The sequence below is a fragment of the Salinarimonas ramus genome, from assembly GCF_014645695.1.
Classification (GTDB): domain Bacteria; phylum Pseudomonadota; class Alphaproteobacteria; order Rhizobiales; family Beijerinckiaceae; genus Salinarimonas; species Salinarimonas ramus.
This window is the reverse complement of sequence record NZ_BMMF01000007.1, coordinates 158031-173532: the sequence shown is the minus strand read 5'-3', so window position 1 is coordinate 173532 and position 15502 is coordinate 158031. Positions and strand designations below refer to the sequence as shown.

The following is a 15502-nucleotide window of genomic DNA, read 5'->3' as shown; positions in this document are numbered from 1 at the left end:
GCCACCGAACCGCCCCGGCACGAACCGCCCTACGGCCAAGGAGCGCCTCATGCGAACCTCTCCCCTTCTCCTCGCCCTCCTCGCGACCCCCGCGGCGACGACGCTCGCGTTGGCGCAGCCGACGCAGCCGCAGTCACAGGTGGAATCGCTCTATACCGGCGAGGTCGCGGTCGCGATCCTGGAGGTCGCCACCGGCCTCGACACGCCTTGGGGCATGGCCTTCCTGCCGGACGGGCGCATGCTCGTCACCGAGCTGCCGGGCGATCTCGTCATCGTCTCGCCCGACGGCTCCGTCTCCGAGCCGCTGGAGGGGACGCCCACCGTCTTCGCCCAGGGGCAGGGCGGGCTCATGGACGTCGCCCTCGATCCCGATTTCGCGGAGAACCAGCGCGTCTATCTCAGCTTCGCCGAGCCCGGCGAGGGCGGTACCGCGGCGACGGCGCTCGGGCGCGGGCGCCTCGTCGACAACCGCATCGAGGAGTGGGAGGTGATCTTCCGCCAGGAGCCGAAGGTCGAGGGGCCCGCCCATTTCGGCAACCGCATCGTCTTCGACGACGAGGGGCACCTCTTCCTCGCGCTCGGCGAGCGCTTCCAGTTCGGCCCGGCGCAGGACCTCTCGAACACGCTCGGCACCGTGGTGCGGCTGAACCCCGACGGCTCGATCCCCGACGACAACCCCTTCGTCGGCGACGAGAGCGCGGACGACGCGATCTTCTCCTACGGCCACCGCAACATCGAATCGGCCGCGATCGACCGAGAGACCGGCCAACTCTACGTCGTCGAGATGGGCCCGCTCGGGGGCGACGAGCTCAACGCCATCGAGGCCGGCGCCAATTACGGCTGGCCCGTCGTGAGCTGGGGCATCAACTACAACGGTGTCGACATCCCCGACCCCACGGAGTTCCCGGACTTCGAGGATGCGACGCACGTGTGGTCGCCGGTGCGCTCGCCGGCGGGGATGATCGTCTACACGGGCGATCTCTTCCCCGAATGGCAGGGCGACATCCTCTTCGGCGCGCTCTCCGCGGGCGGCGTCGAGCGGGTGGACATGGAGGGCGGCGAGGTCGCCGGCACGGAATTCCTGCCGCTCAACACCCGCATCCGCGAGGTGGAGCAGGGGCCGGACGGCGCCATCTATCTCCTCACCAACGTGCGCAGCGAGGGCAGCGGCGCCGTGTGGCGCATGGAGCCCATGGAGGTCGACCCGCCGGAAGCCGACGGCGGCCGCTCGGGTCCCGACGACGGCGGCCGAGGCTAGAGGAGCGCGATCAGCGCGAGCCCGGTCGCGCCCACGAGGATCGTGTTCGCGATCACCACCGCCAGGGCGAACCGCACGAGGGCCTGCTCCTCGGCGCGGTCCGCCTTGGCGAGACCGACGACGAGGGCGAGGATCGAGAGCGATCCCAGCGCGCCGTGGCCGGCGGCCCGAGGAGGCCGCTCGTCACGTAGAGGGTCGCCGTGAAGGCTCCCCCCAGGCGACGGTGAGGAGGACCCAGGCGGAGGCGTGGAAGCCTCGGTATCCCGCTCATGCCGAGCGCGCAAGCGGCGTCCGCGGCGGGTCACACCTCAAGGCGTGTCGCTCGCCTCCCTCAGGAGCACCGTCTCATAGCGGGCGTTGGCCGCGCGTTCGTCGAAGGTCGCCGCGTGGGCGAGGGCGCGTGCGGCGCGGGCGCGGGCGGCGGCCGGGTCGGCGAGGAGGGTCTCCATGCCCTCCGCGAGGTCGGCGGGATCCTCCGGCTCGACGACGAGGCCGTGGCCGGCGAGCACCTGCTCGACGCCGCCGACGCGGGTCGCGATCGACGGGGCGCCGCAGGCCATCGCTTCGAGGAGCGAGAGCGGCATGCCCTCGCTGCGCGAGGAGAGCACGAAGCCGCGGGTCCGCCGCAGGCGCTCGCGAATCGTCGCGTGGTCGGTGTCGCCGGCGAAAGCGACCGCGTCGGCGATCCCGAGCGCCTCCGCACGGGCCTCCAGCGCGCCGCGCTGGCTACCGTCGCCGAGGATGTCGAGCCGCGCGTCCGGGTTCGCCGCGCGGACGCGGGCGACGGCGTCGAGCAGCACGTCGAAGCCCTTGACGGGTTCGAGCCGGCCGACGGCGAGGAGCGGGCCGTCCCGCTCGGAGATCTGGGCATCCGGTGACCAGAAGCCCAGATCGATGCCGTTCGGCACGCTCACCACCTCGCGCGCGCCGTGCGCGAGCTCACCGAGGCGCCCGCGCAGGTGGTCGGAGACCACGGTGATCGTGTCCGCGCCGGCGACGAGGCGCGGCAGGAAGGCTTCGTCGTGGGAAAGGGGCCGCAGCAGGTCGCTGCCGTGAAAGGACAGGACGAGACGAAAGCGGAAGAGCGGCTTGAGCAGGACGAAGTACCAGGCTCCCGCGGTGGGGAAGTGCACGTTCACGACGTCGGGGCGCACGCGGGCGAGAAGCCGCGCCGCGGCGGCGAGCGAGGGAAGATGGAGCGGACGCTTCGCGCTCGGGCGCACCCACAGCGGCAGCACGACACCGCTCTCGCCCTCGACCCGCGCCCCTTCCGCCCAGGCCGTGACGACCTTCGCGTCGCCGGTGCCCAGATGGTCGACGAGCCGGCGCACGACGCGCTGGACCCCGCCCGCGGCCGAACGTTCCACGGGAGACCAGATCAGGATCGTCTCGCGCGGCCGGCTCATGGCGGTGTCTCCGCGGCGGCGCCGCGCCCGCCCGCGCCGGGGATCCGGCGCAGCGCCGCGCGGGCGAGGTGCGCGCGGCCCGACGCGCTTCGCGCGAGCCGTACGAGCTGGCGGGCGAAGCCGCGGCCGTCGCCCATCGCCCGCTCGCGGCGCGCGGTGTCGATCAAGAAGAGGTGCTCGACGCCCGCGCGGCGCATCTCGAGCCGATAGCGCTGGAGGATCGTCTCGCGCGCGGCGCGGTTGGGCCCGCGCTGGCGCGAGCGCCGACGCGAATCCTCGGCGGGATCGCCGGCGGGATCATGATAGCGGATGAGCGGCTCTTCCACCGCCGCCACCGCGAAGAAGCGGGTGATGCGAAGCCACATCTCCCAGTCTTCCGCCGCCGGCAGGGTCTCGTCGAACGTGCCCACGACGTCGAAGACGAAGCGTGGGACGAGCGTGTTCGAGCCGCCGCCGTGGAGCACGTTGCGGGCGAGCATGTCGGCGAACAGGAACCCGCTGCGCGTCGCGGGCTCGACGATGCGGTCGCCCCCCGCACCCAGCGTCTCGACGCCGGTGTAGACGAGCCCGACCCGCGGCCCGCCCTGCTTCAGCGCCGCGATCTGGCGGGCGAGCTTCTCGGGCAGCCATTCGTCGTCGGCGTCGAGGAAGGCGATCAGGTCGCCGCGCGCCTCGGCGATCCCGCGATTGCGGGCCGCCGCGACGCCTCCGTTCGTCTCCTGGCGAAGGAGCCGCACCCGCGGATCCCGCGCGGCGAGCCGCCGGGCGACTTCCGCCGTGTCGTCGGGCGAGGCGTCGTCGACGACGAGGATTTCCAGCCGGCAACGGGTCTGCGCGAGGACGCTCTCGACCGCGCGCGGCAGGGTGTCGACGCGGCGGAAAGCGGGAATGACGACGCTCACGAGCGGCTCGTCGAGCTCGGGCGCAGCCGCCGGGTCGGGTGCTTCGCAGACGATCGCACCCGGAGCGGGCTGCGGTCCGCGCGTCGCCGCCTCTTTCGCGCGCGACGGGAGGTCCCCGCGCGTCAGCGCCCGAGCGGCGTCGATCGCCGCGGCGCGGGCCGCGGCACAGGAGGGCACGTCCCCGGAATCGTCTTGCACGATCTCGTAGGCGCGCGCGAGCGCGGTCCGGCGCGCGTCGTCGAGGCGGCCCTCCCGGGCGAGAATGCCGGCGATCCGGTCGAGCACGAGGAGGCGCGAGGCGAGCCCGTCGGGCCTGGCGCGGGCGCCCGAGAGTGTCGATGCGGGTTCGAGCGCACGCCGGTAATAGCCGGTGCCGCGCGAGGTCGTGACGAGCGGCACGCCGGCGGCGAGGGCGCGCATGGCGAGGTCGCCGTCGTCGTTGACGCCGATCGCCGGATCCCAGCCCCCGCTCGCCCGGTAGGCGGCACGCGACCAGAGCACGCTGCAGGGCGGGTGGTACCAGCCGGTCAGCCAGGCGCCGAGGGCGTCCTCGCCCACGCGCCGCTCGCGGCAGGAGGCCGGCGCGACCCGGTAGCCCTCCGCATGCGGCTCGAAGCGTAGCCAGGGGCATGCGGCGACGCCGTCGGGTGCCTCGTCGAGGGCGGTGTCGAGCGCCTGCAGCGTATCGGGCGCAACGACGTCGTCGGCGTCGAGGAACATCACCCGCTCGCATTCGCTCGCCGCGGCACCGGCCGCGCGGGCGGCGGCGGCGCCGGGCCGTGCGCACGAGAGGACGCGCACGCGCGGCGCGAAGGCCAGGGCCACGGCGATCGTGTCGTCCTGCGATCCGTTGTCGACGACGAGGATCTCGTCCGGCGGGCGCGTCTGCGCGAGCAGCGTGCGAAGCGTCGCGGGGAGCGTGCTCCGGGAATTCAACGCGGGGACGACGACGGCGATGCTCATCGGGACGTCTCCGCGTCCCGGATCGCCGCGTCGATCGCCGGGAGCAGGTCGTCGGGAGCGATGGTGAGGTCGCGCTCGAGCGGATGCGGCGCCTCGCCGACCGACGTGCCGGCGACGATCCGATAGCCGAGCCCCATGGCGCAGGCGAGAGCGTAGAAATTGGGGTTGGGAAAGCCCGGATCGCCGATCTCGACGATCTGGGCGCCCGGCGGGCAGAACATCATGTTGGTCAGCCCCGCACCGTGCGGCGCGACGAGCACGCGCGTGCGGCGCATGAGCGCTACCTGCTCGGCGAAGCCGAGATCCTCCATTTTAACGAGCGTGAAGCCCCGCGCCTCGAGCAGCGGACGAAGGGCGTCCTCGCTCAGGAGATGGCGCCCGCGCGAGGCCTTGCGGCTGATGAACACCCGCGCGTCCGCCGCCTCCGGATCGGGCGGGGCGAGGCGATCGCGCACGGGCCGAAGCAGCTCCGGACGGAAGCGATCCGTGGACAGGAGCGTCAACGTGCCGACGTCCAGCGGCTCGTCCGGGTCGCACGTGATGCACGCGTCGGGATCGATGCCGAGCGCCGCGAGGCTCGCGTCCATGACGCGCGTGCGCGTCTTCGGCAGGACGAGGTCGCCCAGGAGCCCGCGCTCCTGGAGCAGGACGAGCTTGGGCAGGTGCGCGGAGAGCCAGTGGGAGTGGTTGTCGTAGACCCGCTCCGCGATCCAGGTCGCGCGCTCCAAGCGACGCGCCGTGCGACCAGGGCGCGTCTGCGCGCGATGCGGCGGGCGCCACCGGATCTCGCGAAGGCGCAGGTCGTGCCCGTCGGCGGTGACGATGGCGGGGTGGAACTCGCCCCGCCGATCGTCCGCGAAGAACGCGATGCGGCAATCGTGGACCTCGGCGAGCAGCGTCGCAGCCGCGTGTCGCTTCGGCACGTCGAACATCGAGTAGCCCCACAGCGCGCCGTCGCGGGGGAGGTCGTCGCGACGCTCAATATTGCGCGGCAGCGGGTTGTCGAGAGCCGTCTGCGGGTGGATCGTCTCGATGCGGGCGCGAGGATCGCGGGCGGCGTGCTCGGAAAGCGTCTCGTGGGGCCGATACCGGTCGCCGAGGAGGCGCGGTGGCAGGCCGCGCTCGACGGCGCGCGCGGGCATGCGCCGCGCGTGCCACAGGGCGGACCAGCGGAGGCGGTCGATCGTCTGCGTCACGCCCATCGCGATCACTCCGCCGCCATCAGGCGGAACTCGTCGTGGCTCTCGCGCAGCTCGTCGTAGGTGCCGCGGGCCTCGATCCGGCCGTCCTTGAGGAAGTAGAGCGTGTCGCAGCGCCGCACCGTCGAGAGGCGGTGGGCGATCATGATCACCGTGCGGCTGCCGCGCAGCCCGTCCACCGCCTCGATCACCGCCCGCTCGGTGGTGTTGTCGAGGGCCGAGGTCGCCTCGTCGAGGATGACGACGTCGGGATCGGTGTAGAGCGCGCGGGCGATGCCGATGCGCTGGCGCTCGCCGCCGGATATGCGCAGCCCGTTCTCGCCCACTTCCGTGTCGAGCCCGTGCGGCTGGCGATCGATGAAGCGGCCGAGCTGGGCGGCCTCGATCGCGGCCGCGAGCGCGTTCTCGTCGATCTCCTCGTCGGGCACGCCGAGCGCGATGTTGCGGCGGATCGTGTCGTCGAGCAGGTAGATCGATTGCGGCACGTAGCCGATCGAGCCCTGCCAGCGCCGCACGCCCGCCTCGCGAATGTCGGTGCCGTCGACGCGCATGGCGCCGCGATCGGGCTCGAGCAGGCCGAGGACGACGTCGACGACGGTCGACTTGCCCGCACCCGTGCTGCCCACGAGGCCGATGGCGCTGCCGGCGGGGATCGTCAGGTCGATGCCGCGCAGAGCGGGGCGCTCGGCCTGCTGGTGGGTGTACCAGACGTCCTCGAGCCGGATCGCCTCGTGCAGGCGCAGCCTGTCGGGGGCGCGCTGGAGCTTCTGCAGGTCCTGCGAGGCGGGCGTCTCCAGCTTCGAGAGCTCGTTCTGGACCGGCTCGATGGAGACGAGGCTGTAGCGCAGGTCCGCGAGGCGCGACATGACCGTGCTGAACGAGTCGCGCAGCCGCACCAGCGCCACGACGAAGAGCGACATCGTGACCAGGATCGAGTCGGTCGGGCGCTCGAGCAGGATCAGCGTCACCGCGAGCGCGAGCAATCCCGTGATCGCGAGCATCTCCGTCATCGGCGGCATGATGCGCGACAGGAAGGTCTTGTAGCGGATGGCGACGGCGGTGCGGGTGATGCCGTCCGAGAAGCGGCTCGCGAAATGCCCCTCGCGGCCCAGCACGCGCGCTTCCTTGATGCTGCCGAAGGCCTGGTAGAGCGCCTGGATGTACTGCTTGCGGTTCGCCTGCTCGTCGCGCGCGTAGTCCTGCAGCTTGCGGCTCGTGGCGAGGAGCATCAGCACCATGACGCCGGCGAAGAGCAGGCCCCAGAAGAGCGTGATTAGCGGCTCGGCGACGAACAGGAAGCCGAGGATCGAGACCGCGATGACGCCCTTCGTCGTCACCTCGAGCAGCGAGCCGATGACCTGCTGGGAGACGACGTTGGTCTCGCGGTCGACGTTGCGCAGGAGCTCGGAGGTGTTGCGGGTGAGATGGAAGGAATAGGGCGCCGACAGGTAGGCGCGCATCATGCGATCGGCGAGCTCGCAGCGCCGATTGAGCATGTAGCGCACCTGGGCGTAGGCGTTTGCGACGAGAAAGGCGTTCTTGAGCGCGAAGATCGCGAACAGGACGAGCGCCCCCCACACGACGAGCCAGGGCGAGCCGGCATACCCGCGCTCGATGAGCCAGGGGCCCACGGTCGGGATGCTCGCGAGCCGCTCAGGGCTGACGACGATGCCGACGAAGGCGGGGATCGCGGCGACGCCGACGACCTCCAGGACGGCGCCGACGATCATCATCGCGAGCAGGATCGCGCCGTTGCGACGGTCCTTCGGACGCAGGAGGGCGTAGAGATGGGAGATGGACCGAAGCACGGCGGCTCCTCTTCGAAGCATCCTCGGCCCATCGAAGGGCTGGTCGGGAGGACGGGTCGGTTCGTACGGACGAGCGGAAGGGGTGCGCGGCCGCGGCCGCGTCGAGGTCCGGGTTCAAGTCGACTCCCGACGCGGAGTTCCGCGCGATCGCGCATCCGCCGCCCGATCTTTTCGCAGCTGCGAGAGACGAACATCGGCGGCCTCGACGCGTTCGCAGGGGTCGCCGGATCGCGATCACCAGTGCGAGCGATCATCATTCGCCCAGCGGAGCGCCCTCCATGACGAAGCCCGATACGACCACGCCGCCGATGCGCCCCGAGCCCTCGGTGAGCGTGCTGATGACCGTGAAGGACGGCGCGCGCTTCCTCTCCGAAGCCGTGGAGACCATCCTCGCGCAGACCCACGCTGATCTCGAGCTCGTCGTCGTCGACGACGCGAGCACCGACGAGACGCCCGATCTCCTCGCCGGCTACGCCGCGCGCGACCCCCGCGTGCGGGTGATCCGCAACGAGAAGAACCTCGGCGTCACGGCGGCGCTCAACGTCGGGCTCCGCGCCTGCCGCGCCCCGCTGATCGCCCGCGCCGACGCCGACGACGCCTACGCGCCCGATCGGCTGGAGAAGCAGGTCGCTCATCTCGCAGCGCACCCGGAGATCGGCGTCCTCGGGACCGCCTACACCCGCATGCGCGAGGACGGCACGCCGATCGCCACGATCTCCCCGCCGCCCGAGCACGAGATCATCGCCGCCCGCCAGCTCTTCACGAGCAGCGTGCTGCATCCGAGCGTGATGATGCGCGCCGACATCGTGCACGCCGCCGGCGGCTACGACGAGAGCTTCACCTCCGCCCAGGACAGCGCGCTGTGGGCGCGCCTGCGCGAGACCACCCGCTTCTCGAACCTCCCCGAGCCGCTCGTGCGCTACCGGGTCCACGGCTCCTCGGTGATGAAGACGCGCGGCGCCGCCGGCCGGCGCACCAGCCTGCGCACGCCCCGCGCGCTGCTCGCGGCCCACCTCGAGCGCCCGCTCGACGAGGAGGTGGCGGCGGCGATGGTCGATCTCTACCAGGGCTACGAGCGGCTGGAGCCGGACGCCATTCGCCTGGCCATCCCCCTCTTGCGCGAGGCGCTGCGACGCGTGCCGGCGCGCTACGGGCGCCGGGCGGCGCGGGCGCTGCGCGCGGAGGCGGCGGCCTCCGCCGTGAAGCAGGCGGGACATCACCTCTGGGGCGACCGCGCGGTCGCGCGCGCGCTCTTCCTCTTCGCGGCGACGCTCTCGCCGCGCCACGCTCTCGACCGGCGGGCGCTGGTCGCGCTGCGCCCGCGCAGGCCGGGCCGCGCCGCGGCGCAGGCCGGCTGAGGCGGAGCGCGACCAGGCTCGGCCGTCGGAACGTGTCGGGCCCCACGGCGTTCGGTGCGCGACGCCGGTCCGTTCCGGCCATTCCTCGCATCAGCGGAGATCGTTACCTCATGCCCGTCCTCGTCACCGGCGGCGCCGGCTACATCGGCGCGCATGCCGCGCTCGCGCTCGTGGAGAGCGGCGAGCGCGTGATCGTGCTCGACGACCTCTCCACGGGCCTGCGCGAGAGCGTGCCCTCCCAGGCGCAGCTCGTCGTCGGCGACGTCGCCGACCAGGATCTCGTCGGCCGCCTCGTCGCGGAGCACGGGATCGAGGAGATCCTGCACTTCGCCGCGAAGATCGAGGTGCCGGCCTCCGTGGCGAACCCGCTCTACTATTACGAGGCCAACACGCTGAAGACGCGCGCGCTGCTGGAAGCGGCCGTGCGCGCCGGCGTGCGGCGCATCGTGTTCTCCTCCACCGCCGCGGTCTACGGCGAGCCCTCGCAGCCGATGATGTCGGAGGACGCGGCGCCGGACCCGATCAACCCCTACGGCCGCTCGAAGCTCATGAGCGAATGGATGATCGAGGACGCGGCGCGTGCGCACGGCCTCGACTACGTCATCCTGCGCTACTTCAACGTCGCCGGCGCCGATCCGAAAGGTCGCATCGGCCAGTGCACGCCCAACGCCACGCATCTCGTCAAGGTCGCCTGCCAGACGGCTCTGGGCCGCCGGCCCGCGCTCGACGTCTTCGGCGAGGATTATCCGACGCCCGACGGCACCTGCATCCGCGACTACATCCACGTCAGCGATCTCGCCGACGCGCATCTGCGTGCGCTCGAGCATCTGCGCGGCGGGGGCGAGAGCCTCGTCCTCAATTGCGGCTACGGCCGCGGCGCCTCCGTGCGCGAGGTGATCGAGAGCGTCAAGCGCGCGAGCGGGGTCGACTTCGCCGTGCGCGCGGCGCCGCGCCGTGCGGGCGATCCGGCGGCGCTCATCGCCGACGCGACGCGCCTGCGGGAGACCTTCGCCTGGTCGCCGCGCTTCGCCGACCTCGACGCCATCGTGTCCCAGGCGCTCGCCTGGGAGGCGCGCCTGCCGGACGAGCGCGAGAAGGCTTCCCGCGCCGCCGCGGGCTGACCGGCACCCGCGAGACCCGATCCCCAACCGACAAGGACCCCCGATGCCGTTCCTCGACGAAGGTCGCCCCGGAGACGATCCCCGCCTGCGCATCGACTTGCCGGCGCTCGCGGCGTTCCTGCGTCGGCGGGCGTGGATCATCGCGCTCGCGATGGTGGCCTGCATCGGCATCGGAGGGCTCTACGCCTTCACGGCGCAGCCCAAGTTCGCCGCGGTGGCGGGGCTGATCATCGACGATCCCCAGACGGACGCGGGCCGCCTCGGCACCGGCACGACGCCCAGCGCGGAGAGCATGATCGCCATCGAGACGCAGATGCAGATCATCCGCTCGCAGGACGTGGCGCTCGCCGTCGTCGACGCGCTCGATCTCGTGGAGGATCCGCTCTTCATCCCCGACCGCCCGGACGTGGTCACGGGCTTCGTCGGGCGCCTGCGGGCCACCGTCCGGAACAGCCTCGACGCCGCCTTCGCGCCCGAGCCGCCGACCCTCGTCGTCGAGGACGGCGCGCCGACGAGCGGCACGGGCGACGCGGCCGGCGCGGCCGGCACGGCGCTCACCCCGCGCGAGCGCGCGGCGGTGTCGATCCGGCAGGACCTCCAGGTCTACCGGCTCGGCTCCTCGCGCGCCGTCGACGTGCGCTACGAGGGCAATCACCCGCAGATGGCGGCGGCGATCGCCAACGCCGTCTCGGAGGCATACGTCCGCAATCGCCTGGAGGCACGCTTCGACGCGGCGGAGAACGCCGCCGACTGGCTGCGCGATCGCATCGCCGAGCTGCAGGGCCGCTTCAGCGACACCGCGCGCCAGGTGCAGCGCTTCCGCGCCGAGAACGAGATCGTCGACACCGGCGAGGGTCGGGGCCTCATCAACGAGCAGGCGCTCGGCGAGGTGAACCAGCGCCTCGTCGCGGCGTCGTCCCAGGCCGCGGAGGCACAGGCGCGGGTCGCACGCATAGAGCGGGCGCTCGAGAGCGACGAGATCGCCCTCGATGCCGTCGACAGCAGCGAGAGCCCGATCATCGCCGAATTGCGCGCGCGCTGGATCGAGCTCGCCGACGAGGAGGCCGAGCGGGCCGCGCGCCTCTCGGAGGACAGCCCCGCGCTCGCGGCGGTGCGGCGCGACCTCGCCCGCACCGAGGACGCCATTCGAGACGAGCTGCGCCGCCTCGCCTCGCGCCTGCGCACGGAGGCGGACGTCGCCCGCGCCCGCGAGGAGAATCTCCAGGACGAGATGGCCCGCCTCATCGCCCGCTCCAACGAGACGGAGGAGGCGGGGGTGCGCGTGCAGCAGCTGGAGAGCGAGGCGGACGTGCTCCAGGCCGCCTTCGAAAGCTATCTGCGCCGCTACACCGACGTCATCCAGCAGCAGAGCGCACCCTTCCTCACCGCGCGCATGATCTCGCCCGCCCTCGTGCCGACGGCGCCGACGAGCCCACGCAAGGCGATCATCCTCGTCCTCTCCGCGATCCTCGGCGGCGGGCTCGGTCTCGCGCTGGCGATCCTCGTCGAGAGCTTCGACCGCGCCGTGCGCCTGCCGCGACACCTGGAGGACGCCGGCGTCGAATCGCTCGGCGTCGTGCCTCTGGTTTCGCGCGACAAGGCCTTCAGCCGGCGCTCGGCGGACGGGCTCGGCTACGCCATAGCGGCGCCCGGCACGCCCTTCTCCAACGGGCTCAGGCGCGTGAAGGCGCAGATCTCGCGCAGCCTGCCGCCCGGCGGCAAGGGCGCCGTGATCGGCGTCGCCTCGCTCTCGCCGGGGGAGGGGGCCTCCACCGTCGCGGGCAATCTCGGGCGCCTCTTCGCGCTGGGCGGCCAGACGACGCTCCTCGTCGACGCGAACCTGCACACCCGCACCCTCAGCCACGCCGAGGGCGACACGCCGGTGCGACGGCTCTCGGCGCTGGGCAGCGAGGACCTGATCGAACGCCTGCGCGACCCCACCGAGAACGACCCCTCCGGCACGCCCAGCGGCGCCGACCTCCTGGGCTCGCAGCGCATGAGGGCCTTCCTGGAGGAGGCGCGCGAGCGGAACGAGGTGACGATCCTCGACCTGCCGGCGCTCGAGACAGTGCCGGACGCCAACGCCGTCGCGCCGCTCGTCGATTCGTTCGTGGTCGTCACGCAATGGGGCAGCACCAGCCGCCCGGCTTTGCAGGAGATGGCGGAGAGCCTGCGCCGCCACGGCGCCACCATCGCCGGCGGCGTCCTCAACAAGGCGCGGCTTCGCGCCATGCGCGCCCACGGCCACAGGCCGACGGACGAGGGCTATTCGCGCCGGCGCAGCCGCGCCGCCGCGTGAGCCGCGGGGCGGAGAAAACCGTTCGGACGGGAATGGATCAGCCGCGCTCCAGGTCGTCGAGGAGCGCGGCGGTGTCGTGCTCGTCGACGAAGGCGGCGGGCGGCCGCGCCAGGAGACGCTCGCGCTGGGCGACGTAGGCGGGCGCGTCGCAGCCCTCGACGAGGGCGCACACGGCCTCGACCGGCGGCTCCGGCAGCGCGAGGCCGAGATCGTCGGCAGCGACCCGGCGGCCGACCTCGGTGCCCTCGCGGGCGAGGGTCGGCGCACCGAAATAGCCGCCCTCGTAGAGGCGGTTCGGCAGGAGCCAGTCGGAATTCGCGCCCGCGTCCGTGTAGTCGAGCGCCCAGGTGTAGTGGACGCCGCCGTAGAGGTCGGCGAGGTCGTCGGGGCTCGCGTAGGGCCCTTCGTAGACGATGTTCGGGCAGCGCGCCGTCGCCGCGGCCAGCCGCTCTCGGGAGACGTCCTCCTCCGCGAGCTTGCCGCGCAGCACGATCCGCACCCGCGACCCGAGCCGCGCGGCGATCTCTTCCAGCAGGACGAGGCTGCGCGCGCAGCGCAGGACGCCGAACCAGCCGATGACGATCGGCCCGTCGAGGGGCGGATGCGTCAGCGTGCGGGCGAAGCGCGCCGGTGCCGCCGCGATGCGGGCGGCCGGGATCTTGTTCTCCAGGAGGCTCCAGGGGCCGCGATACGCCTGCATCGGCTCGAAATAGCGTGCGACGAAGGCCGGCGCGCTCACCACGAGCCGATCCGCCTCTCGCAGCGCCCGCCGCTCCGCGGCGCGGAAGGCGCGGCCCGCCGCGTCCTCGCGCAGGAAGACGCGCTGGACGTCGAGCACCTCGTAGACGAGGGTCGCGCGCGAGCCGGTGAGCCGCTTCGCCGCGACGGCGAGGCCCATCATGTCGATGTTGCGCGCGTAGATCACCCGCGCCTCGCGCAGCGCCCGCGCGTGGCGCAGCACCCGCGGCAGCGCCGCCGCGAGGACGGGCAGGCGCTTCGCGTAGTTCCGGTCCCGCGTCTCGCCGAGCGCGACGTTCTCCCAGAAGATCTCGGGTGCGCGCGAGTCCTCCGGGCGCCGCCGCGCGAAGGTGAAGCCGATCACACGCCGACCGGCGTCCCGGATGCCGGCGATGCGCTTGCGCACGGTGCTGTCGTAGGCGTCGTGGCCGAACAGGGCGACGAGGGATGCGTCCGTGCTCATCCGGTCGCGTCCTCCTGCCGGGTGGGCGTCGCCTCGATGCGCGGGGTCGCGTATTCGCGGCTCTCGCGCCCGACGACGCTCGCGACGAGGCCGCCGCCGCGGGCGATGGTGAAGAGGCGATGCACCAGCCGGCTCGGGTCGCGCCAGCCGCCGGCGAGCGCCGTGCCCGCAGCGAGCGCGCCGCCCGCGCCGATGCGCGCGAGACCACGCGCGAGCGCCGTCGCGCGGCCGGCCGGGGAGCCGTAGGGGAGGGCATGCGTGCGGGCCTCGAGCCCGCCGGTGCGATACCAGCGCCGCGCGAGCCAGGCGAGCGCCACGCGCCGCGCCGGCACCCATTCGTGCACGATCGCGTCCGGCGCGACCGCGATGCGCCAGCCTTTCGCGGCGAGGGCGCGGAAAAGGGCGGTGTCCTCCCCACCGAGCTCGTCGTAGACCGGATCGAAGCCGATGCCGGCCTCGTCGAGCGCCGCACGGCGGATGATCACGTTGTTCGTCCGCCCCTCGCGCGCATGGAGGGCGCCGTCGGGGTCGACGTCGGCGAAGAAACCGCCGCGCAGCGCCCATTCGGGCGGGCGCTCCTCGAAGATCGGGTGGACCGGCCCGACGGCCGCGGGCTCGCCCGTGCGCTCCAGCGTCGCGAGGAGCGCGGCCAGCCAGCCCGGCGTCGCCACCTCGTCGTCGTCGATGAAGGCGAACGCGTCCTCGCCGCCGGCGCGCACGGCGGCGATGGCGGCGTTGCGCGCCCGGGAGAGACCCTTCGCCGGCTCGTGGACGCCCGTGACGCGAAAGCGGCTCGCGGCGGCGTGGATCGCCACGGTCTCCGCCGCCGAGCGGGAGGGGGAATTGTCGACGACGACGATGCGCACGGCCTCGTCCGCCAGCGCCGGCGTCGCGAGCCGCTCCAGCGAGGCGAGGCAGCGCGAAAGGCTCGCCGGGCGCTCGTAGCTGCACACGCAGATCGCCACGGAGCGAACGGGCGTCGAGCGGATGGGCGCCGAGCGGGTGGGCGTCGCGGTCATCGCCCGCCCTCGCAGACGATCGATTCCGGGAACTGGCAGGGCTCGCCCGGCGCCGTGTAGGCGACGCGCTCGACCGCCATCGTCGGCACGCTCTCGCTCTCGCGGAAGCGGCCGAGCCAGGGCTCGTAGGCGCCGCGCCCGCTGTAGAGCGTGAGGAAGATCTTGCCCGGGCTCGTGGGGATCTGCGCCGGGTCGGTCACCTCGCCCACCTGCTCGCCGTCGACGAAGAAGCGGATCGCGTCGGGCGTCCACTCGAAGGCGTAGTCGTGGAAGTCGCGCGACGCGTCGAAGCCGGGCGTGATCTCGTCGGGGCCACCGAAATCGTCGCCGTCGACCCAGGTGTTGAGCTCGACGCTCTCGGGTCGGGCACCCGGCAGCTCGATGTCGATCTCGTCGTGGGGGTCGCCGAAATAGGGCCCCGTATAGGTGAAGAACGCCGCGAGCGTGCCCGGCGCGTCCGAGGCGCGCATGCGCACCTCGTAGGTGCCGTGGCCGTAGACCTCGGTCGACTGCACCTCGGCGCAGACGAAGTCGCGCTCGGCGGTGGGCTCGCGCTCGATCTCGAAGATCAACCGGTCGCCCGGCTTGCTCAACGCGGTCGCGCTCCAGGTGCAATCGTGGTCGGGCGTGTTGACCCAGCCCTCGGCGACGTACCAGCGCTCGCGGTCGAGCTGCTCGGCCTCGAACGTGTCGAGGAAGGAGCCGCCGGTCTCGAGCATGTCGGTCTCGGGCATGGCCGTCTCGGGCGCGGTCCGCTCCTCGGAATCCTGCGCGGTCGCGGGGAGGGCGGGGAGAACGAGCGCGGCCGCGAGGGAGGCGGCGCGCAGGACGGGGCTTCGCATGCGGATGTCTCTCCTGAGGCGAGGCGCGGGTTCGGAGGCGAGGCGCGGTGGGGGAGGCCTGATTTCCGCGGGCGAACGCGTGCGGCGCGGAATCGATCCCGCGGCCGGTGCGACCCGTCGCGAAGC

12 protein-coding genes are annotated in these 15502 nt (G+C 72.9%); 4 read left to right on the top strand and 8 right to left on the bottom strand.

Annotation, left to right across the window (positions count from 1 at the left end; all coding sequences use genetic code 11):
• Nucleotides 1–49 precede the first annotated feature (49 nt).
• Nucleotides 50–1258: a PQQ-dependent sugar dehydrogenase gene (locus tag IEX89_RS13340; RefSeq protein WP_188913729.1), complete on the top strand. Its 1209-nt coding sequence runs from the start codon at nucleotides 50–52 to the stop codon at nucleotides 1256–1258.
• Here the strand turns inward: IEX89_RS13340 and IEX89_RS13335 are convergent.
• From IEX89_RS13335 to IEX89_RS13315, 5 genes are read right to left on the bottom strand one after another with little or no spacing between them, the layout of a single operon-like run.
• A complete protein-coding gene (locus tag IEX89_RS13335) occupies nucleotides 1255–1542 on the bottom strand; it encodes a hypothetical protein (RefSeq protein ID WP_188913728.1) in 288 nt (95 codons plus the stop codon). The two genes, IEX89_RS13340 and IEX89_RS13335, sit on opposite strands and share 4 nt — an antisense overlap.
• 24 nt (nucleotides 1543–1566) lie before the next feature.
• A complete protein-coding gene (locus IEX89_RS13330; protein WP_188913727.1) occupies nucleotides 1567–2664 on the bottom strand; it encodes a glycosyltransferase family 4 protein in 1098 nt (365 codons plus the stop codon).
• Nucleotides 2661–4529: a glycosyltransferase family 2 protein gene (locus tag IEX89_RS13325; protein WP_188913726.1), complete on the bottom strand. Its 1869-nt coding sequence runs from the start codon at nucleotides 4527–4529 to the stop codon at nucleotides 2661–2663. The genes IEX89_RS13330 and IEX89_RS13325 overlap by 4 nt, the downstream gene beginning before the upstream one ends.
• Entirely contained in the window at nucleotides 4526–5731 is a 1206-nt protein-coding gene (locus IEX89_RS13320) for a glycosyltransferase family 61 protein (protein ID WP_188913725.1), read from the bottom strand. Before IEX89_RS13320 ends, IEX89_RS13325 begins: the two co-directional genes overlap by 4 nt.
• Nucleotides 5732–5736: 5 nt before the next feature.
• On the bottom strand, nucleotides 5737–7536 hold the full coding sequence (locus IEX89_RS13315; RefSeq protein ID WP_188913724.1) for an ABC transporter ATP-binding protein: 1800 nt from the start codon (nucleotides 7534–7536) through the stop codon (nucleotides 5737–5739).
• A gap of 278 nt (nucleotides 7537–7814) precedes the next feature.
• Here IEX89_RS13315 and IEX89_RS13310 point away from each other — a divergent pair, with 278 nt between their 5' ends.
• From IEX89_RS13310 to IEX89_RS13300, 3 genes are all read left to right on the top strand, one after another.
• Complete coding sequence (locus tag IEX89_RS13310) at nucleotides 7815–8894, top strand: glycosyltransferase (protein ID WP_188913723.1); 1080 nt, start codon at nucleotides 7815–7817, stop codon at nucleotides 8892–8894.
• A 110-nt stretch (nucleotides 8895–9004) separates the two neighbouring features.
• Nucleotides 9005–10015, top strand: coding sequence for a UDP-glucose 4-epimerase GalE (galE, locus tag IEX89_RS13305; RefSeq protein ID WP_188913722.1), 1011 nt, complete (start codon nucleotides 9005–9007; stop codon nucleotides 10013–10015).
• A gap of 43 nt (nucleotides 10016–10058) precedes the next feature.
• Complete coding sequence (locus IEX89_RS13300; protein WP_188913721.1) at nucleotides 10059–12314, top strand: GumC family protein; 2256 nt, start codon at nucleotides 10059–10061, stop codon at nucleotides 12312–12314.
• Nucleotides 12315–12351: 37 nt separating this feature from the next.
• On the opposite strand, the gene IEX89_RS13295 is transcribed toward IEX89_RS13300, so the two are convergent.
• The 3 genes from IEX89_RS13295 to IEX89_RS13285 are packed head-to-tail and all read right to left on the bottom strand — an operon-like array spanning nucleotide 12352 to nucleotide 15376.
• The gene (locus IEX89_RS13295) at nucleotides 12352–13515 is read right to left on the bottom strand and encodes a glycosyltransferase (protein ID WP_188913720.1); all 1164 of its coding nucleotides are present in this window, start codon (nucleotides 13513–13515) and stop codon (nucleotides 12352–12354) included.
• Nucleotides 13512–14534, bottom strand: coding sequence for a glycosyltransferase family 2 protein (locus IEX89_RS13290; RefSeq protein WP_188913719.1), 1023 nt, complete (start codon nucleotides 14532–14534; stop codon nucleotides 13512–13514). Before IEX89_RS13290 ends, IEX89_RS13295 begins: the two co-directional genes overlap by 4 nt.
• Entirely contained in the window at nucleotides 14531–15376 is an 846-nt protein-coding gene (locus IEX89_RS13285) for a family 16 glycosylhydrolase (protein ID WP_188913718.1), read from the bottom strand. The genes IEX89_RS13290 and IEX89_RS13285 overlap by 4 nt, the downstream gene beginning before the upstream one ends.
• Between the last annotated feature and the right edge of the window lie 126 nt (nucleotides 15377–15502).